This window comes from Pseudoalteromonas sp. SWXJZ10B (assembly GCF_015864475.1).
In the GTDB taxonomy this organism is placed as follows: domain Bacteria; phylum Pseudomonadota; class Gammaproteobacteria; order Enterobacterales; family Alteromonadaceae; genus Pseudoalteromonas; species Pseudoalteromonas arctica.
Map to the genome: position 1 here is coordinate 28,296 of NZ_JADYXD010000013.1, position 19,081 is coordinate 47,376.

15 protein-coding genes are annotated in these 19,081 nt (G+C 39.7%); 9 read left to right on the forward strand and 6 right to left on the reverse strand.

Annotated features, from left to right (window positions below):
* Positions 1-123: 123 nt before the first annotated feature.
* A complete protein-coding gene (locus I6F54_RS12765) occupies positions 124-2,091 on the reverse strand; it encodes a hypothetical protein (RefSeq protein WP_197141641.1) in 1,968 nt (655 codons plus the stop codon).
* Between the two features lie 119 nt (positions 2,092-2,210).
* Complete coding sequence (locus tag I6F54_RS12770; protein ID WP_197141642.1) at positions 2,211-3,137, reverse strand: LysR family transcriptional regulator; 927 nt, start codon at positions 3,135-3,137, stop codon at positions 2,211-2,213.
* Positions 3,138-3,310: 173 nt separating this feature from the next.
* Between I6F54_RS12770 and I6F54_RS12775 the strand changes: the two genes are divergently transcribed.
* Both I6F54_RS12775 and I6F54_RS12780 read left to right on the forward strand, forming a co-directional pair.
* Positions 3,311-3,988 (forward strand): glutathione S-transferase family protein, encoded by a 678-nt coding sequence (locus I6F54_RS12775; protein ID WP_197141645.1) that lies wholly within the window; start codon positions 3,311-3,313, stop codon positions 3,986-3,988.
* Between the two features lie 84 nt (positions 3,989-4,072).
* On the forward strand, positions 4,073-5,200 hold the full coding sequence (locus I6F54_RS12780) for a zinc-binding dehydrogenase (RefSeq protein WP_166377571.1): 1,128 nt from the start codon (positions 4,073-4,075) through the stop codon (positions 5,198-5,200).
* Between the two features lie 397 nt (positions 5,201-5,597).
* Here the strand turns inward: I6F54_RS12780 and I6F54_RS12785 are convergent, their stop codons facing one another.
* Positions 5,598-6,245, reverse strand: coding sequence for an Abi family protein (locus tag I6F54_RS12785; protein ID WP_197141647.1), 648 nt, complete (start codon positions 6,243-6,245; stop codon positions 5,598-5,600).
* 491 nt (positions 6,246-6,736) lie between these two features.
* Between I6F54_RS12785 and I6F54_RS12790 the strand changes: the two genes are divergently transcribed.
* The gene (locus I6F54_RS12790) at positions 6,737-7,222 is read left to right on the forward strand and encodes a hypothetical protein (protein WP_165728771.1); all 486 of its coding nucleotides are present in this window, start codon (positions 6,737-6,739) and stop codon (positions 7,220-7,222) included.
* Between the two features lie 41 nt (positions 7,223-7,263).
* Here I6F54_RS12790 and I6F54_RS12795 read toward each other — a convergent pair whose 3' ends face one another.
* The gene (locus I6F54_RS12795; protein ID WP_197141649.1) at positions 7,264-8,469 is read right to left on the reverse strand and encodes an anhydro-N-acetylmuramic acid kinase; all 1,206 of its coding nucleotides are present in this window, start codon (positions 8,467-8,469) and stop codon (positions 7,264-7,266) included.
* A gap of 149 nt (positions 8,470-8,618) precedes the next feature.
* Between I6F54_RS12795 and I6F54_RS12800 the strand changes: the two genes are divergently transcribed.
* From I6F54_RS12800 to I6F54_RS12815, 4 genes are all read left to right on the forward strand, one after another.
* Positions 8,619-9,119 (forward strand): GNAT family N-acetyltransferase, encoded by a 501-nt coding sequence (locus I6F54_RS12800; RefSeq protein ID WP_007583462.1) that lies wholly within the window; start codon positions 8,619-8,621, stop codon positions 9,117-9,119.
* 181 nt (positions 9,120-9,300) lie between these two features.
* Positions 9,301-10,329: an NADP-dependent oxidoreductase gene (locus I6F54_RS12805; RefSeq protein WP_165741712.1), complete on the forward strand. Its 1,029-nt coding sequence runs from the start codon at positions 9,301-9,303 to the stop codon at positions 10,327-10,329.
* 50 nt (positions 10,330-10,379) lie between these two features.
* Complete coding sequence (locus I6F54_RS12810; protein ID WP_010554991.1) at positions 10,380-10,997, forward strand: glutathione S-transferase family protein; 618 nt, start codon at positions 10,380-10,382, stop codon at positions 10,995-10,997.
* Positions 10,998-11,236: 239 nt separating this feature from the next.
* Positions 11,237-12,856 (forward strand): methyl-accepting chemotaxis protein, encoded by a 1,620-nt coding sequence (locus tag I6F54_RS12815; RefSeq protein WP_197141651.1) that lies wholly within the window; start codon positions 11,237-11,239, stop codon positions 12,854-12,856.
* Between the two features lie 71 nt (positions 12,857-12,927).
* On the opposite strand, the gene I6F54_RS12820 is transcribed toward I6F54_RS12815, so the two are convergent.
* Together I6F54_RS12820 and I6F54_RS12825 are read right to left on the reverse strand one after the other, a co-directional pair.
* Positions 12,928-13,236 (reverse strand): YkgJ family cysteine cluster protein, encoded by a 309-nt coding sequence (locus I6F54_RS12820; protein WP_010554993.1) that lies wholly within the window; start codon positions 13,234-13,236, stop codon positions 12,928-12,930.
* Between the two features lie 45 nt (positions 13,237-13,281).
* Positions 13,282-15,210, reverse strand: a complete 1,929-nt coding sequence (locus tag I6F54_RS12825; RefSeq protein ID WP_197141653.1) for a RecQ family ATP-dependent DNA helicase — start codon at positions 15,208-15,210, stop codon at positions 13,282-13,284.
* A 274-nt stretch (positions 15,211-15,484) separates the two neighbouring features.
* Here I6F54_RS12825 and I6F54_RS12830 point away from each other — a divergent pair, with 274 nt between their 5' ends.
* Positions 15,485-16,789 carry an NAD(P)/FAD-dependent oxidoreductase gene (locus tag I6F54_RS12830; protein ID WP_165741260.1) on the forward strand — a complete coding sequence of 435 codons (1,305 nt, stop codon included), beginning with the start codon at positions 15,485-15,487 and terminating at the stop codon, positions 16,787-16,789.
* A gap of 131 nt (positions 16,790-16,920) precedes the next feature.
* Entirely contained in the window at positions 16,921-19,017 is a 2,097-nt protein-coding gene (locus I6F54_RS12835) for a cupric reductase (RefSeq protein ID WP_197119824.1), read from the forward strand.
* The last annotated feature ends 64 nt before the right edge of the window (positions 19,018-19,081 follow it).

A 19,081-nucleotide genomic window follows, 5' to 3' on the forward strand; every position in this document is an offset into this window, starting at 1 on the left:
TCTTTAATTAGGTATTTAATTAAGTATTAAATTAGGTATTAATTTAGGTATTAATTTAGGTATTAATTTAGGTATTAAACGACTATACCCAATATTAAGTGTGGAGTGAACAGCTCAAGACCGTTACTTTTTATCCATAAAAAAGTTAACTTGCGATAAGTTAGTTAAATACTCGCGTCTTACGTCTTTATTTTCAGCCAGCTTGTCTAAATCACCAATTAAGGTAACTAACTTATTATGAGAATGACTGCTGGTTGTTTTAAAGTCGTCTTGCTTTTCGTCGCTCTCAACACGCTCTTTTTTATTCATGTTGTAGCTGTTTTCGTTTTCTTCAAGCCAAATATCGTCAATTAAGCGAATGTCACTTTTACTAATGGTTTGCTCTTGCATCGCCATTTGCAGCTCGTATTGATTTGTTTGAGGGTTAAACGCATACATTTTTGTATCAACATCAACTTCGTGAGACTGATCAAGCCCCACAAGCTCTTTATTTTTAACTGCGGTACCTACGTTATAACTCTCTTCTTTGTCGTAGTAGTCGGGGCGACTGTATTGATAATCAAAGTGGCTACTTACATTTTTACTTTGTGTTAAACCGCTAAGCTCGCCTAATTGGGTTTGCTCAGTCGCTTGGCTTAGCTCAATGGTACTTTTAGGCTGATAGTCACCGCTATCCAGTGCGTAAGAAAACGTAGCATCAAAATCAGCGAGCTTAGAAATACCCGCCCCCAATGTATTGGGTGCTTTATTACCAAGCCCTTGGTAACGGGGATCGCTTGCGATCATGTTATCAACTAAATCGGCAACCATAGCGCGCCCGTCATTAAATTGCTTATCTGCAAGCGACTCAATATTGCTATAACGTTCAGCCGCTGACGACATACTTGTAAAAGCGCCTTTAAATAATGCAAAACCTTGCTGCATTGTCTCATCCCCTTTACGACCAAATGCTGAGTCTTTACTATCCTCGGTACTGTTTACTCGGCTATCTTCTAAGCTTTGATCGAGGGACGCTAAATACTGCTGCATTTGCTGTGTGTCTTTAGCGCCAATGGTTGACATATCGAGTGCAAAGTCGATTTCGTTTTTCCCATTCTCAGCCTTAAACACAAGTGCTTGTTGATTTGTCGCTTCATCTATTGAGTAACTTAAATCAAGCGTGTTTTCGCCTGTATCAAGCGCATCATTTTGCGTTGTTGAAAACGACACATTAAAACCCGCTAGCTGCTCACTATTAAAGCCTGCTAAAAAGTCTAAACTCATGTCTGTTTGGTTTGGCACTATAATAGGATTAAATGAGTTTTCACTCACTTTAAAAAACTCATCGGCCATTTCGCCAACACCCGCCATAACCTGCGTTAAAGCCGCATGTTCAGCCTCAGATAAATCGCCATTTACTTCGTAACTTATGCCAAAGCCATCTATCGCTTCACCTGTTTTTTCATCGTACCCTTGCGATGAGTTAAAGGTAATGTTTATAACATCGCCTTCTTTAGTTTTTACCGAGAGCTCAAACAGGTAGTTATTGTCATCCTCGTATTTTGCGCGATTAAGGCTTTCCATGTATGGATTAAGTGAGCGCTCAACACGTTGCTGGCTTGAGGCTAAAAACGTTTTTTGCTCATACCCAAGCTGACCTAAACTCGATAAAATATCGCTAGTATTAGCATAAGCACCCTGAATATTTTTAACTGACGTATTTAATCGCTCAATTAATTGGGTGCTGTTTTCATTTTTTAATAACCCCTCATTCTGAGAGCTTATTACGGTGCGCAGGGCGAGTTCTTCATCGGAGAGTTTATAGTTAAGCGTGCTAGGTGTGCTTGAAATAGTAAATAGCGAGGTAAGTTGCTGTTGTAAAATATCCCCTACTTTTTGATTGCTAGTTATTGTTTCGTAAAGTGTTTCATCATTTAGCTGGCTTAATAACTCGTCGGTTATTTTAGGCGCATTAATTTGTAAATCATTAATAGCTTGAAGGTCGCCACTGCTGTGTAGTGAAGGTGTCGCAGATGTTTGGTTCGCGTTATTAACTGATTGGGCAAGCACAGTGCTTAGATTAGCCTGACTGCCAAATATATTATTAACCATGATTATCCTTAATCGCTAAACCTATTAAGTAATGTATCGGGCGCTTAGTTAAAAGCTTTAGGCTAAAGGCGCATTTTTTACCTATTATTTATACAAATAATCGGCCTTACTCTTAAGGGCTATTTTATTTGCTTACTACCTTCACCTGTTTCTTTTATTTTTTGTACTAAAAAATCGACCGCCGCTTTTACCTTTGGTACCAAATAACGTTGTTTTTGATACAACAAATAAACAGCCATATTAGAATTTTGAGTTATTGCCACCTCATGCTCAAACTTAAGCTCTTGTAACTCACCCAGCTCAAGATATGAAGCCAGTGCCCATCGAGTTGACATTAAAATACCTTCCCCGTTACATGCTTTTTTGGCAAGCCACGACCCGTTATTTGAAATAGCGACCGCAGGCCCAGAAACGTCATGCCATTGCTCATCTACTTTACATAACCACGGCGTTGGCCCTGAAGGCGTTTTAAAATAAAGCCCATTATGGTGCTTTAATTCCATGGCGTTACTTGGCACTCCGTGTTTTTGTAAATAGCAGGGGGACGCCACAGGTATAAAGCCATTATCCATAAGTTTTATTGCTATCACGCGCTCATTGGGTGCATAACCACCACGAATAGCAATATCAACATCGTCACGGCCAAGTGTCGACAGCTCATCGCTTAAGCTTACATCGAGTATTATTTCGGGGTATAACGCGCTAAACTCATCAAGCAGCGGCATGAGCATTTTGTCGCCAAAACCTACCATGCAACTTATAGATAAACGCCCCTTTGGGGTTGTTTGGTAACTTCGAACCGTTTCGTGGCTTTGCTCAAGCTGGTTCACTATTTTTTGTACATCGCTGTAGTAAATTTGCCCTACTTCGGTCAGCTTAACTATGCGGGTTGAGCGTTTTAAAAGCGTAGCCCCTAGGCTTTTTTCTAAATCGGCCACTCGCCTCGACAACGACGAAGGCGGCACACCAAATGCTTTTGCGGCTTTGGTAAAACTGCCTGTTTCAACCACCTTAATAAAATACCGTATGGCTTTTAGTTGATCCAAGTCGCCTCTCCATTAAATAAAATGCTTTATTGTCTTAAAGACAAAAGTGATTCGCATTTTCCCTTATATATAAGCAAATTAAAACAAGTAATAATAGGCTCAACTTAAACACGGGGACCAAATTGCATTATTTGGCAATGAGTATCCTCACGTTAATAATGGAAAGCTGACTTATGATTACTTTGCACGGTTTTGCTGCTAGCAATTATTACAACCTAGTTAAACATGTACTTTTACACAAACGACTGCCATTTAAAGAACACCTTGTTTACGGCGGTAGTGAAGAGTTACTAGCAATCAGCCCTGCAGGCAAAGTGCCTGCAATCACAACAGCTAATGGCCTTAATATTTCTGAGTCGAGTGTTATTTGCGACTTTATAGAAGAGTCGTACCCACAAACTCCGCTATACCCTAAAGGTGCAGGTGAGCGCGCAGTTGTTCGTCAAATTATGAAAATAGCAGAGCTTTATTTTGAACTGCCAAGCAGACGATTCATCCCTTATGTATTTTCGGGTAATGAAGTTCCTGAGGCACTTAAAACAGAAGTACGCCAAGTATTAACTCGCGGCGTTACTGCATTAAGCAAGCTAGGTAAGTTTTCACCTTGGATTGCAGGCGAGCAATTCACAATGGCAGACATTTACGTTTATTACGTAAACACCATTGTTAGCGCCTTTGGCTCTACTCAGCTTGATTGGGATGTACTAGCACAAGTTCCCGGCATGAAGGAGTGGAGCGAATCAATGAGCCAATTAGCCATTGCCCAAAGCATAGAGGCCGACCGCCAAGCAAATATGGCTGACTTTATGCAAAAAGTGAAAGCTCAAATTCAAGCAGTAAACGCTAAATAGCCCTTAGCTATATAAGAAGCCTTTAGCTATAACAGCCCTTAGCTATAACAGTAATCAATACTCATTTTTGTGGGAGCAAACATAATGACAGATAAAAATATCCAACTTACTTCAACTATCAGCGAAGACAATAAACTAACACTTGCCTTAAAAAACATCGAGATGCCAAAGCCTAGTGCCGATGAAGTGGTTATTCGTATTGAAGCTGCACCATTAAACCCATCAGACTTAGGCGTTTTATTCAGCGCAGCTGATATGTCTACTGCAAAGCAATCGGGTACTGATGAAAACCCAGTAATTACTGCCGATGTTCCAGCTCAATTTATGCCATCACTTAAAACACGCGTAGGTAAAGCCACACAAGTAGGTAATGAAGGCGCAGGCACCGTTGTAGCAGCAGGTTCATCACCAGCCGCACAAGCATTAATGGGTAAAACCGTTGCTGTAATTGGCGGTGGTACGTATCGTCAATTTATTTGTGCCAATGTACAAAGTTGCCTAGAGCTAAAAGAAGGGACTACCGCTAAAGAAGGTGCATCATCTTTTGTTAACCCACTTACCGCACTAGCAATGGTAGAAACCATGCGCGCTGAAGGTCATAAAGCTATTATTCACGCGGCTGCAGCTTCTAATCTTGGCCAAATGCTAAACCGTATTTGTATTGCTGATGGCGTTGATTTAATTAATATTGTTCGTAAACCAGAACAAGAAAAATTACTGCGCGATATGGGTGCAAAATATATTGTTAACTCAAGCAGCGACACTTTTCTTGCTGATCTAACCGCTGCAATAATTGAAACGGGTGCAACTATAGCGTTCGACCCAATCGGTGGCGGCCAACTAACAAGTGATATTCTTAACTGTATGGAAGTTGCAGCTGCACGCGATATGAAAGAGCACAGCGTTTATGGCTCAGACACTTACAAACAAGTGTATATTTATGGTGCATTAAACCGAGGCCCTATCACAATAAACCGTAACTTTGGTTTTGCATGGGGTGTAAACGGATTCTTGTTATTTAATGCCTTAGGTAAATTAGGCACAGATACAGTAATAAAAATGCGCAAACGTATTGCAGACGAAATCACCACAACATTTGCGAGCAACTACACGCACGAAGTGTCACTAGCTGAGGTATTACATTTACAATCAATTGCCGCTTATTCAAAGCAAGCTACAGGCGAAAAGTATTTAATTAAACCTCAAGCTTAATTAAATAGGTTTAATTAAGTATTAAAGACCGCAGCACTTAGCACTGTGGTTTTTAAATATAAAAGCAGATGCTAATTAGGTATCTGCTTTTTATTTGGTCGTTGTAAAAACTAGCTCGGAGTATTTACTTTGGCTAATAAATTACACTCGTGGATTTCTAGCATTCCTCTAGACAGCTTTCAACTAAGATTGTACTTTCCGCTCGCTACAAATAGTCAAGTGTGTGAGCTAATCAACTGTATCCGCTCAATCTTCAAAACTATGAGAGGAAAAATATTAATGAGCCTATGTACTTTGTTTTGGTGAGAGATCTTTGGGCATAGATGGAGTTATGACTTTTTCTCATTTTTTAGACTCAGTTTTCCCTTTTATGTGCCAAATAAATTTTTTAATACTTTCATATAACTGGGTTCAAAAGTAAATTATTAACCTTTTCTATTTCACCCAACCATATTTTTGTTTCTTTACATCGCATTGCCACAGTAGTTTCAATTAAAGGATAAATATCAAGTAACTTATTGTGATTGAAAATAGGCTCATGATGAGCGATTCGATTTCTTATTTTTCTTATTACAAAGCAAGCTTCTTTTAATAGCGTTCTAATTTGCGCCGCAGTTAGGTTATCAGCATTTGGAAATGCAGTCTGAATATGAACGTTCCAAATACGCCCATCATGCCTTCGCGTTAGCATTTCTTCCCACCAAGATAACTTTAACTCTGGTAACACCTTGCCTAACCCTTGGTAATTATTGCTAACAATGCTTAATAGCTCTCTTTTATTTTTATAAGCCAGTGAGTTTTGAAATACCGTATTAATAGGCCAATCAGTACCATATCTTTTTGCAATAGCTTCACTAATAGCATTACGTAATACCACTTCATATATATGTAAAGGAAATAAAAAATCAGATGATAAATTTGCATTCCATTCATATAGCGAGAGAGCTTTTATACCGCAATCAACACCAGTACTCGCAATGACAGCATTTCTGTATGTTGTAAATCGACTAATTGATATGGTCTTTTCAATTGCTTTGTATCGCATTAACTTTCCATCTTATAAGTTTTTCTTTATCTTTGGTTGATCATAATACATTTTCTGGTAATATGTTTATTGAGAGCTTTGGATATCCCTGCTTATGCAGCCCACCAAAGACAAAAGATAAAGAAAAAACCCATGCTTAGGCGTGGGTTTTTTCGTTCTGATGCCAGTTGCTTGAGTTTAAATTATTTTTTACTGTGGGATAAAGTGTTTACACTAAAATATAATTTACATTATATTTTTTATTTACTCATTTTACATAGTATTACTGGTTAGCGGCTTTATCTAGTCAATACTCACTCGCCTGACTTTGCTGTATATGACTATCTACTCTAAATGTATCACAAACTGTTTTCATATTAGAAGTGCAAAGATCCTCTTTGATCAAACCACTCAATAATTGTACTAATTAGTGCAATTAGTCATAAATCTGTAACCTTGATCCGCGATAATCTCTATCCGATAAATGAATAAACTCAAGAAGACTAAGTAAGATGAGTACACCCTTAGTGCAACTAACATTTGCACAGCAATCATTTGATGATTCTATGTCTGCGGCGATGAGCCACGCTATGGAATATGAAAAGCTATCGCTAAAAGCCAATGCTGCGCATAACATTACGCTGCAGTGTGTGTTGCCTGATGGCGCAAATGAGAGCGATGTTATTTCACTAAGTGCTACGCAGCCCAGTGCGCGTGGGGCGCAGTATTTTACTGAAAAAATGCTAAGCAATGACGACCTTGAATCTGGTACTGTAAACCTTACTTTAAGTAACATTACACAAAGCCAATGTTTTGTAGTGCAAATGATGCTGCACGGAAAAAACACGACCTTAAAAGAAAGCCAACAACTCGATGTGTACATTAAAGCATTTGAGCAAGGCTATATTCCTGAACACATAACAACTGAACATGCTAAGCCTCAGGGCGTTCGTAGCTACTTTGCGAGTATGGGATCTACGTTTTTATCACTGTTTTAGTGCTGGCTGTACTAAAATTACGCGACGCGACCTATAAGTTATTAATCTGCAAAACTTACTTTACCCATAGTAACTCCCGCAATACCTTGTGCAGTATTACTTAGGTGTTGCTGCTCTCCTGCTAGGCATTCGTTTGCTAAAATAGCAAATAACACGGCCTCTTTTGCGTCGGGGTTTATACCTAAATCGTCGGTGTTTTTAAACGCCTTAATAAGTGGGCAAAGCGCTGTAAGTTGCGCCATTAGTAACGGGTTATGAATACCGCCACCACTTGCATACACCACACAATTTTGTGCGCGCTCTGCACACTCGTTTAATGCATTTGCTATAACAGTTGCAGTAAAGGTATTTAAGGTGGCCATTACATCTTCATGGCTTAAATGGTGGGTGTTTGTAAGCTTCTGTGCGGCGTTTAAATACGCTAAGTTAAATACCTCAGGCCCTGTAGTTTTAGGCATTGGGAGTTTAAAAAATGCGTTATTACACAATGCATTCAATAATGGTGTATTTACCTTGCCTGCTTTTGCTATTTTTGCGCCATCGTCATAATGCATATCTTTAAAATGTTGCTGTACGTAGGCATCCATAATGGTATTACCGGGGCCAATGTCGGCGCTAAACACACCGTTTGCATCGCCATTTTTGGGTAGGAACGTTAAGTTAGCTATGCCGCCCATGTTTAGCAAAATCCGACTCTCAGCAGCGCTCGAAAAATACAAATAATCGCCATACACAGCAAGTGGTGCGCCCTCGCCTCCTGCGGCTATGTGTTTTTGCCTAAAATCACCAATGGTTGTAATACCCGTAGTAACGGCTATTTGGTCGCTATCGCCAATTTGTAAGGTGCCATTAGTAAAGCTTTTGTGGTTATGCTGCGACTGCGGGCAATGGTAAATGGTTTGCCCGTGGCTTGCTATTACATCAATACTTGCTGGGTTTACCTGCCAAGTATGTAAGCACTGGTTAACCATATCGCCATGGAGTTTACCTACCCACGGGTGCAGTAAAGTAACAAGCTCTAAATCACACTCTCTTTTGGCAAATACCTGCTTTATTTTAGTTTTATAATCGTCGTTGTAATCAACAGTAGTAAAATTTAAAACCTCAATGTGTGTATTTAAGCCCGCTCCCGTTACTTTACACAGTGCAACATCAAGCCCGTCCAACGAGGTACCGCTCATTAAACCAATAATTAAACGGCTTGGTTTTTGGGCGCTGTTATAAAGAGCTTTAATGTGAGGGTGCATAATGGCATCTAAAATAGGTGTAATATTTTGCTTATATTAGAGGACTTTAAAACAAAGTAATAGCCGTAAACCGTTTAATTTAGGTTCTGATTGTTTAACGTTAAAATGATTGTTAAGTTAGTATGCATACTAAAAATTTATGAAAAAATATGATCACCCTCAGAGAGTTTAAAGCCCAAGACGCGCCTTTTATTATTAGCACCTTAAATGATGAACAGGTAACGCGTTATTTATCGTCAAAAATTCCGTTTCCTTATACGCAAGCCGATGCTGATTGGTGGATAAACCAAGGCTCAAAAAACGGCGTAATTGATGCAACGGCTAAGGCCATTGAGGTTAATGGACAATTTGCCGGCTGTATTGGCATAACTCCCGGCGAATTTGAATACAGCCACAGTGGCGAAATTGGTTATTGGCTAAATAAAGCCTATTGGGGGCAAGGCATTATTACTCGCGCTATTGAACTTATATGCGAAGAAGCGTTTGCAAACTCACATTTAAACAGAATTTTTGGCGCTGTGTTTGCTGGTAATACCGGCTCTATGAAAGCACTTATTAAAAGTGGCTTTGAGCAAGAGGCTGTGCTTAAACAGGCCATTTATAAAAACGGGGTGTTTTACAATAGCCATATTTTTAGCAAGCTAAAATAAACCATTTAGAATAAATACTCTGCAAAGGTTGAATTATCAACCACCCGCCCAAAACTCCTTTATTAAGGTACGCATTGTACATATCCATACTGCTTAGCCGCGCATTATTGTTTAGCTGAACACGATTTTTAAAGCGTAAACATTCGGTAAGTAGTTTATTTATATTAATAGGAGATCTTTTATGTCTACGACTAGTCGCCAACTTACTCTTGAATCACGCCCTAATGGCGCTCCAACAGATGAAAACTTTAAATTAAAAACGGTAGAGCTTCCTGCATTAAAAGACGGCGAAGTTTTACTACGCACTATTTACCTATCGCTAGACCCGTATATGCGTGGTCGTATGAGCGATGCTAAGTCGTACGCTGACCCTGTTAATATTGGCGATGTAATGGTTGGCGCAACCGTGTGCCAAGTAGAAGAGTCTAAAAGCGATAAGTTTAACGAAGGCGAGTGGGTACTTGCCTACACAGGTTGGCAAGATTACGCCATTACCAATGGCGAAGGCTTAATGCAGTTAGGTAAAGAGCCTGCAAACCCTTCATACGCATTAGGTATTATGGGTATGCCTGGCTTTACTGCTTACATGGGTTTACTTGATATTGGCCAGCCTAAAGAAGGCGAAACCGTAGTTGTTGCAGCAGCAACAGGCCCAGTAGGTGCAACGGTTGGTCAAATAGCTAAAATTAAAGGCTGTAAAGTAGTGGGTGTTGCTGGTGGTAGCGAAAAATGTGCACACGCAGTTGAAAAACTAGGGTTTGATGCCTGTATTGATCACAAAGCTGATGACTTTGCAGAGCAGTTAGAAAAAGCCTGTGATAAAGGCATTGATGTTTACTACGAAAATGTGGGCGGTAAAGTATTCGACGCCGTACTACCATTACTAAATACCGCAGCGCGCGTACCATTGTGTGGTTTAGTATCGCAATATAACGCTACTAGCTTGCCAGAAGGCCCAGACCGTTTAGGTATGCTAATGGGTCAATTGCTTACTAAGCGTATTAAAATGCAAGGCTTTATCATTTTTGATGATTACGGCGACCGTTACGACGAGTTTGCACAAGACATGCAAAAATGGCTACAAGACGGAAAAATTCAATACCGTGAGCACATGGTAGAAGGCATCGAAAATACAGTAGGCGCGTTCAACGACATGATATGCGGTAAAAACTTTGGTAAAACTGTGGTTAAAATTAATAACCCACTTTAATTTTAAACGGTTTGTAAGGCCAAGTCCTTACAAGCCACAAAAGGACTGACATGATCAAACTACACCATTTAAATAAATCACGTTCTAAACGCGTAATTTGGCTTTTAGAAGAGCTAAATGTTGACTACGAAATTGTGGCTTATCAGCGTAATAAAGACACCTTCCTAGCCCCTGACGAATTAAAGCATATTCATCAACTTGGTAAGTCACCGGTAATTGAAGATGGCGGTTTAATTATTGCTGAATCAGGCGCTATTACCGATTACCTTATTACTAAATACGGCAATGGTAAATTTGCTCCAAAAGTAGATACCGCTGAATATGTTGACTACCAGCAATGGCTGCACTTTGCAGAAAGCTCAGCAATTTTACCGCTTTTACTTAAAATGTTTGTACTAAAAGACGGCGCTAAAACGCAGTTTTTAGAAGGCTATGCTGACGCTGAAACAGCTAAAGTAATTAGCTACTTTAACGACCGCCTTGAAGGTAAACGTTATTTAGTGGGCGATACCCTAACGGGAGCTGATTTTATGATGTCGTTTATTGTTGAAATAGTTAAAAACTCAGGTCAATTAGCGCACTTTAAAAACCTCGTTAAATACGACGAGCAATTACAAAGTCATGAGAAGTTTCATACAGCTAATGAGCTAGAAGCAAAGTACGACTAACTACTTTTATATAATCTTTTTGTATAATCTTTTTATACAACATCAAGGGGCATTTAGCCCCTTTTTTAATGCCTGAAAAACACTCCTCATTAAAGTTACGCTTGTAAACTAAATTAACAAACAACCCCTTATTGCTAATAAAACTTTAATTAATAAGGCATAATGCTGCTATTATTTTAGAATAATCACTAATAATACTGGCTGCCCTTACTGGTATTAATTCAAACTTGGAACCATCCATGACAATAAACATGCGTTTAGCGACCGGTTTTGGCGTAATTTTATCAATGATGCTTATTTTAACCATTATTGGCATTTCGCGCGTTAGCCTTATTAATAATAACATTACCCACATGACCGACGTAAACTCGGTAAAGCAGCGTTACGCTATTAACTTTAGAGGCAGCGTACACGACAGAGCGATAGCCGTGCGCGATGTAGTGCTAATTACCGATCAAAGCAGTTTAAGCTCCGTGTTAAAGAGCATAAAAGAGCTAAACGCATTTTACCAAACGTCAAGCCGGTCTATGGCCGAGCTAATGGGTAATATGAATAGTGAAGAACGCGCTTTAATTAATAAAATAAATCAAATAGAGCAGCGCACTCAGCCTTTTATTCAAGGTGTTATAAACGCTAAAAATGCAGGAAACCTAAACGAAGCTGAACGTATTTTATTAACCGATGCGCGCCCTGCATTTACCCAGTGGCTAAATGTTATAAACCAATTTATAAACCTGCAAGAGCAAGCAAATCAAACCACCACTATTGATACTCTCGATATTGCCAGCTCGTTTAAAATTTGGATGATTTCGCTCACCGCACTTGCCTTTTTAATAGGCATAAGCGTTGCGTATGTTATTAGCCAACTGATCAGAAATTCAGTAGGTGGCGAACCACAAGAAGCCGCCGAAGTAATTGCCCTTATTGCACAAGGCGACTTAAGAGGTGATGTGCAGTCGTGTTGCCCAAATAGCATGATGGCTTCTGTAGGGGTGATGCAATCTAAATTAAAAACCATTGTAGATAGCATTATTAACTCATCTGAAGAGCTTTCTACGCACTCTGCAAGCGTAGCATCTGGCTCGCAGCAAGCACTTAGTGCCGCTGACGCACAAGTAACTTATACAAACTCGGCAGTAAGCAGCCTAGAAGAAATGAGCCGTAGTATTCATGCTGTAGCCGATTCAGTTAGGCAAACAGAAGATAACTCAAAAATAACCGCGCAGTTGTCACAGCAAGGTAGTATTGCAGTGCAAAAAGTTGCCGCCGAAATTGAGCAAATCTCAGTAACCGTAAAAGCCACAGTTACCCAAGTAAACGTGCTGCAAGAACATGTAAAACACATTGGCGATATTTTAAGTGTGATCCGCAGTATTTCTGATCAAACAAACTTGCTTGCACTAAATGCAGCAATAGAAGCTGCAAGAGCAGGCGAAACAGGCCGAGGGTTTGCTGTTGTTGCTGACGAGGTAAGACAACTTGCCCAGCGTACTGGTGATGCAACAGGCGATATTGAAAAGATGATTTTGCAAGTACAAGAAAACACGCAAGCGTCGGTAACAGCTATGGAAACCACAGTACCACAAGTAGAAAATGGCTTAACGCTTACTCACGAAGCAAACGAGCTACTGCATCAAATACAGCAACAAGCTAATGACTCATTAAGTAACGTGCTTGAAATTGTTGAATCAACATCAAACCAAGTAGCCACCGTGGCGCAAATTAGTACTGGCGTAGAAGAAATTGCCAGTATGTCCAAAGAAACCAGCATGTCGCTTAACAGTAACGCACAAGAAGCCGTTGCATTAGCTGACCTTTCAAACACGCTTAAAAAGTATATTAGCTACTTTAAAGTTTAATTTTTATAGTAAGCAATAAACAAAGGGGCTTTTAAGCCCCTTTGTTGTTTATGTACTTTAATAATAGCGGACTATATACCCGCTAAATCGCGCTCGGTAATACACTCACCCGACGCCATTTCAAACTCGCGACATACTAATGGGCGGTTTTCGTAAATAGAGCACATAAGCGTATTGCGGTCGAGTGCTTGGCACCAACCGTCGTCAGCGCGTTTCATTACTTCACTGCCCCATTTATCGTATTCTATATAGTTAAAAGGCACGCCAGTGTCGGTTACTATGCGCACTTCTAATTGGCAACAACAGGCTTGGCAGTTAGCACACGTAACGGGCTCTGGGGTAGTAGAAATATTTTCAACGGGGATAACAATATGAGGCATAGTGGCTTACTTTTTTGAATAAGCCACTAGGATACAGTAACTAATTTAACGCGCTAGTAGTTTTGCTTTAATATCGCTGTAACGCATTTGCTCACACAGTGCAAAACCACTCAGCTGGCGTACTTTATTACGCGCAAATAACGGCACACTCATCCCCGCTAAAAAGCGGCATTGGGTTTCAATCCCCACATTATTATTACCCTTGCCCGCCATATGCGCTAAAAACTCATCAACTTTTTGATAAATAAGCTGATCGTCAATATATGCAGGCTCTATAGAGTACTCAAGCTTAACCGCATGCCCTCTACACACACTACAATGCCCACATTGCTCAGGTGCATTTTGATCGTCAAAATAGCGCGCTAAGTTATAGCTTAAGCAACTTTGTAGCTCAAAAAAGCGCACAAGTGCAGCAATACGTTTAATTTCGGCTTGTTCTTTGTCGGTAAAGTAGTCGTGAAGTTGCTGGGCAAGTTCTGGGTTATTTATAACCTCGCTATGCACTTTGTATACTTGGGTAATACGTTTGGTTTCGAGCGTTATTAGGTTTTTTTCGGCTAGGTAATCAAGAGCAGCCACTACGCGTTTGCGATCAACCTGCGCGGCTTGCGTAAGGGAGTCAAAATTTAGCGTGCCCCATATTTTTTTAAAATCGGTATGGCTAAATATTTGTGTTAAAAATGCTTGGCGTTGCTCATCAAAATGACCAAGTAGCTCGTTTTTATCAACCAAAAATTTGTATTTAAAATCGGCGTAGTAGGCATATTGCGGCGTTATAGCGCCTTGCATTTCAAGCTGTACAAGTAAGGTTTTAAGTGCCAGTTGCCTAATATTACTTTCGCTCGATAAGCTGTATTCTTGCATTTCCCATTGCTGGTGGCTTTGGCGAATATCGTTAATTACGTATTCAATACCGCTAAGCTCAGGGGTGTCGCCATATACAAAGTTTTCTACCGTATTTAGGCCGTCTAGGTTAGCAAGCGTGTAACAATTTGATGGATCGCCATCGCGCCCTGCTCGGCCAATTTCTTGGCTGTAGTTTTCTATCGATTTAGGTAAGTCGTAATGTATAACAAAGCGAATATCAGATTTATCAACGCCCATACCAAAGGCTATGGTTGCCACTACAACGTTAATTTTACCGCCCATAAAGTCATCTTGAATTTGCCAGCGTAGCGTATCTTCAAGCCCTGCATGGTAAGCAACGGCATGCACACCTTGCGCACTTAGCACATTAGCAACTTGCTCAGCGCTTTGCTGTAGCGTTACATACACAATACCAGGGCCACTTTGCGCGCGTACAATGTTGGCAAGCTCGGTGTTTTTATCGGCGGTTTTAACGCTCAGCACGCTTAAATCTAAATTAGCGCGGTAAAAGCCCGTTTGCACAATGCACTCAGGCGCAATAGCAAAGCGCTCTGCCATATCGCGTTTTACTTTTTTAGTGGCCGTTGCAGTAAGTAACAACACTAAAGGAATATTAAGCTCTTCGCGGTAACGCGGCAGTTTAAGGTAGTCGGGTCTAAAGTTATGGCCCCATTCAGATATACAGTGCGCTTCGTCTACCACTAACATAGAAAGCGCCACTTGGCTTATAAACTCTCTAAAACGCTCGTTTTTAAAGCGCTCAACCGACACCATTAATACTTTAATTTTACCGTTTCGCACATCACTCATTACGGTGCTGCTTTGCATTTGATCTTGGCTCGAATCAAGGCTGGCAGCATAAATACCTTTGCTATTTAAAAAGCTAATTTGATCTTTCATCAATGCAAGTAAAGGCGAAACCACTAAGGTTAAATTTGGTAAATGCAACGCAGTTAATTGATAGCACAACGATTTACCCGAGCCGGTCGGAAATATAGCCAACGACGATTGACCATTTAAAAGCTGCTCTATAGTTTGTTGTTGCCCTGTTCTAAACTGGCTAAAACCAAAGTGCTGCTCAAGTGATTGAATTAGTGGCGTGGTCATAAATGTCCTTTTGATGGCTAAACAATAGTCATGCTTATAAAAATGCGGTGTAGATAAAATATTTGCAACTCGGTGTGTATGAAATATTTGCAACTCAGTATACAACAAATAACATTATTTATTGCTGACATCGGTTTTATTTAGGCGCAAACTAGGCACCCATAAAATGAGTAGTAACTACTTGTTGCCAAAATAATTTATTGATACCCAAGTCACCTTAAAAAACTAATAAAAATACAGATCACTTGGGTATATTATTTTTAAGGGCAACGTTATGAGTATTACAATACCTAAAATCGTCGTTATTGGCGGTGGTGCTGGCGGATTAGAACTTGCAACCCAACTGGGGCATAAGCTAGGGAAAAAAAAACAAGCAGATATACTGTTAATAGACAAAAACCGTACCCACATATGGAAGCCGTTACTGCACGAAGTAGCGACAGGCTCTATTGACCCTGATTTAGATGGCGTTGTGTATTCAGCCCATGCCGCAAAACATCATTATCGTTTTCAACTTGGTACCTTTTGCAATATAGACCAAAGCAATAAAACAATTACCCTCTCCCCATTAAACGACGAGTTAGGCCACACTATTTTACCTGGGCGTACCGTACGCTACGATCACCTTGTTATTGCCATCGGCAGCGTAAGTAACGACTTTAATACCCCTGGTATAAAAGAGCACTGCTACTTTTTAGATTCAAGTCAACAAGCAGAGCGCTTTCAGCACTCATTACTCGACAGCTTTACCCGCCTTCATCAAGACGACAACCAACAGCAATCACTTAATATTGCCATTGTAGGCGGCGGTGCTACGGGTGTTGAACTCTCAGCTGAGCTTTACCATGTGTCTGAGCTATTAAAGCTTTATGGCTTAACAAATATGTCGTCTAAGCGTTTGCATATTCATTTAATTGAAGCCGGCCCGCGTATTTTACCTGCATTACCAGAGCGTATTGCCGTAAGTGCCAAACGCGAGCTATTAAAGCTTGGCGTAAACGTGCGCGAACAAACGCAAGTAAAAGAAGGCACCGCACAAGGCTTTATCACCAAAGATGAAGAACACATTGATGCCGATATTATGGTGTGGGCGGCAGGCGTAAAAGCACCTGATTTTATTAAAGACTTAGGTATTTTTGAGCTTACTCGTAGCAACCAAATTCAAGTAAACGAGTTTTTACAAAGCACCGTTGACGAAAGCATTTTTGTATTAGGCGATTGCTGCGCATTTACCCAAGCCGACGGCAAGCAAGTACCACCACGCGCACAATCGGCGCATCAAATGGCGTTATGCGTCGAAAAAAATCTCATCGCCACGTTAAAGCAGCAACCACTACGCGGCTTTAAATACAGCGACCATGGCTCGCTAGTTAACTTATCGAGCTACAGCACGGTAGGTAACTTAATGGGCAACCTAACCAGCAATACCTTTTTTATTGAAGGTAAAATTGCCCGCTTTATGTATATATCTTTATATCGTATGCACCAACGCGCCATACACGGTAGCGCAAAAACCTTTGCATTATGGATAAGCGAAAAAGTACTGCGAGTAGTGCGCCCTAAAATGAAATTGCATTAAAAGCAAACTGAATTAGCAGCCTATAAAATGGCTTTAATAAATTAATACTTTATTAAAGCCTCTTACACTATTAGTATCTAAAATAGTACCATGTGGATAATTGAAATAGTGAACCTAAAGGATTAACGTTTATGAAAAAAGGACCCCTGGCGCTTATTGCCATTGCTACGGTTGTATTGGCAACTTATATATTTATAGCTCAATCCAGCTCACCAGTAGTAAAGCAAAATTTAAAACCTGCCTCAAATATAGTTCAGCCCAAAATAAAACAACAAAAGCAGATCGTTCAAGCATCCCCACAACAGAAAGTAGTAAAACTAAAACACGAAATTAGCCTTTGTAAAAATAAATCGGCTGATAAAGCATACAAAATAAATGAAATAAACCAATCGCTTACTTTATTTTTTAAAAATGAACTCAACAAAGGTACTTCTGTCGCCGACCTATTAATGTATTCAGGTTTGTACGAGGCATCTTATCAGTCATATACAACGCTACTTAAAGAAGCGATTAAAGATAAACAAAAAAAAGACTATAAAATAATTGAAAGCATAGCTATTTTAGCTGACTGGCAAGGCATTGAAGCTATTCAAAATTTCACCACTGATAAAGTAAAAGAGATGGTGCAGCAGTTAGGTTCGGCTACCCAAAGCCCTGCTGGTTTAACATTTAACGTTCCACTTGATGAAAATGTAAAAAAAGAAACCCTCTATGCACTATTAAACAATTCCGACACGTTTACCACTTATTTGCAGTCGTTTATTCGTATTGAAGGTAGTAATGTTATCTCTCCCGCCACGCTACTTATGCTCAATGCAAATAAACTTTCAATTGACGAATTTGAGCATGTAATCGCAGTAAATCAATTTACGGTAAATGAACTCGCAGTAGCTATAAATAACGGTCTACCTAATGAGTATATTTTTGCGTTAATGAAGCAAGTACCTTCACTTAATGATATGCCTATTTATGACAATTTTACCGTTTTATATAACTTAGCCGATTTAGCTATTAGCCAATTTAATTTACCCTTAGTAAAAGCATTAAAACAAGCAGGAGTCTCGCCAACCAATAAAGCAGGCCTATTTACAGCGTTAGATATTGCCATAATTAATTTACCTAAAAACGGAAACTTAACTTTAGAAGATTTAGATAAAAGTAAGACTGATATGATGGATTACTTAATCGCCGAAGGATATAAAGCCCATGGTGAGTTTAATTATAAAAATTCATCAGATAAGACTCTACTTTTTGAAAACAAATTTAAATATCAACAAGGTACTTTTATTAGTGAGCAAACAAACCCTTTAAGTTACCTCTACTTTAGCCAAATATCTATAATTGAAAACTCTATGCTGCCTAGAGTAACTGAGCCAGATAACTCTGAAATATCTCAATTTTTACTAGAGCTACAACATAAAAAAGAAGACCTAGATTCAGCCTCAAGCAATTGTAATCAATTAACAGAAAAGCTGTTTGCAGCCCAAAAGCTCATACGAGATAGTGATGCTTACGACAAAGTGCGCAAAATTGAAAAAGAGTATGGCAGTAACTTTGAAGACGTATTACAAAATATAGACCCTGTTTTAGTTAATTATTGGTGGAACACTCTTGCCCGCCGTACCTCTTCAGATAGAAGCGATAGTGTATTTCGTGAGTATTTAGCTAAAAAAGAATTTCAAAAAGCACATGAATACAGCCAGACAACTCCACTAAATCAAACAGAGACAAACGTGCTATTTATTAGGTTACTTAAGAATCCATATGACTTAGTGCCTATTTGGAATAGTCGAACGCTACCTATCCCTCCAACAGAGTTGGTTAGACTAAGCTGGATTCCGCTTAGTCAATGGCAAGAACTTGCACAACTTGGTTTTGATTTTTCGATTACCGATATACATGGACGCGACGTTTATACACAAGCTGCGTCGTCTTCTGTCGAAGCAGTCCAATTTCTAATTGATAACAAAATACCGACTGTTCCCAGTAAACTTGGCGTAGATATACTCGACTTAGCGCTAGAACAAAGCTACACCAAAGGTGAGTTAAGCCCAATGGTTCCTTTAGCTTTGCAGCTTGTTGAAAAATTTGAACCAAACCACTTTTCTCGCGTTGCCCGATTAAAAATATTTTACCCTGAAGTTTATCAGCAGTTGGTACAACTTAACTCTGCGCTTAAACCATTAGAGGAAACAACATTAAATAGCTATACTTTTTATAATCACTGATCTTCATAGCAGGCGAGCCATAAATTAGCTCGTCATTACCTGATGAATATTGTCTTTAATTTTT

Bases quoted from the DNA above. Each gene is read 5' to 3' on its own strand.
- I6F54_RS12820 (WP_010554993.1), bottom strand. From the start codon at position 13,236: ATGCCTCATATTGTTATCCCCGTTGAAAATATTTCTACTACCCCAGAG.
- I6F54_RS12765 (WP_197141641.1), bottom strand. From the start codon at position 2,091: ATGGTTAATAATATATTTGGCAGTCAGGCTAATCTAAGCACTGTGCTT.
- I6F54_RS12790 (WP_165728771.1), top strand. From the start codon at position 6,737: ATGAGTACACCCTTAGTGCAACTAACATTTGCACAGCAATCATTTGAT.
- I6F54_RS12805 (WP_165741712.1), top strand. From the start codon at position 9,301: ATGTCTACGACTAGTCGCCAACTTACTCTTGAATCACGCCCTAATGGC.
- I6F54_RS12810 (WP_010554991.1), top strand. From the start codon at position 10,380: ATGATCAAACTACACCATTTAAATAAATCACGTTCTAAACGCGTAATT.
- I6F54_RS12775 (WP_197141645.1), top strand. From the start codon at position 3,311: ATGATTACTTTGCACGGTTTTGCTGCTAGCAATTATTACAACCTAGTT.
- I6F54_RS12835 (WP_197119824.1), top strand. From the start codon at position 16,921: ATGAAAAAAGGACCCCTGGCGCTTATTGCCATTGCTACGGTTGTATTG.
- I6F54_RS12785 (WP_197141647.1), bottom strand. From the start codon at position 6,245: ATGCGATACAAAGCAATTGAAAAGACCATATCAATTAGTCGATTTACA.
- I6F54_RS12830 (WP_165741260.1), top strand. From the start codon at position 15,485: ATGAGTATTACAATACCTAAAATCGTCGTTATTGGCGGTGGTGCTGGC.
- I6F54_RS12795 (WP_197141649.1), bottom strand. From the start codon at position 8,469: ATGCACCCTCACATTAAAGCTCTTTATAACAGCGCCCAAAAACCAAGC.
- I6F54_RS12825 (WP_197141653.1), bottom strand. From the start codon at position 15,210: ATGACCACGCCACTAATTCAATCACTTGAGCAGCACTTTGGTTTTAGC.
- I6F54_RS12780 (WP_166377571.1), top strand. From the start codon at position 4,073: ATGACAGATAAAAATATCCAACTTACTTCAACTATCAGCGAAGACAAT.
- I6F54_RS12800 (WP_007583462.1), top strand. From the start codon at position 8,619: ATGATCACCCTCAGAGAGTTTAAAGCCCAAGACGCGCCTTTTATTATT.
- I6F54_RS12815 (WP_197141651.1), top strand. From the start codon at position 11,237: ATGACAATAAACATGCGTTTAGCGACCGGTTTTGGCGTAATTTTATCA.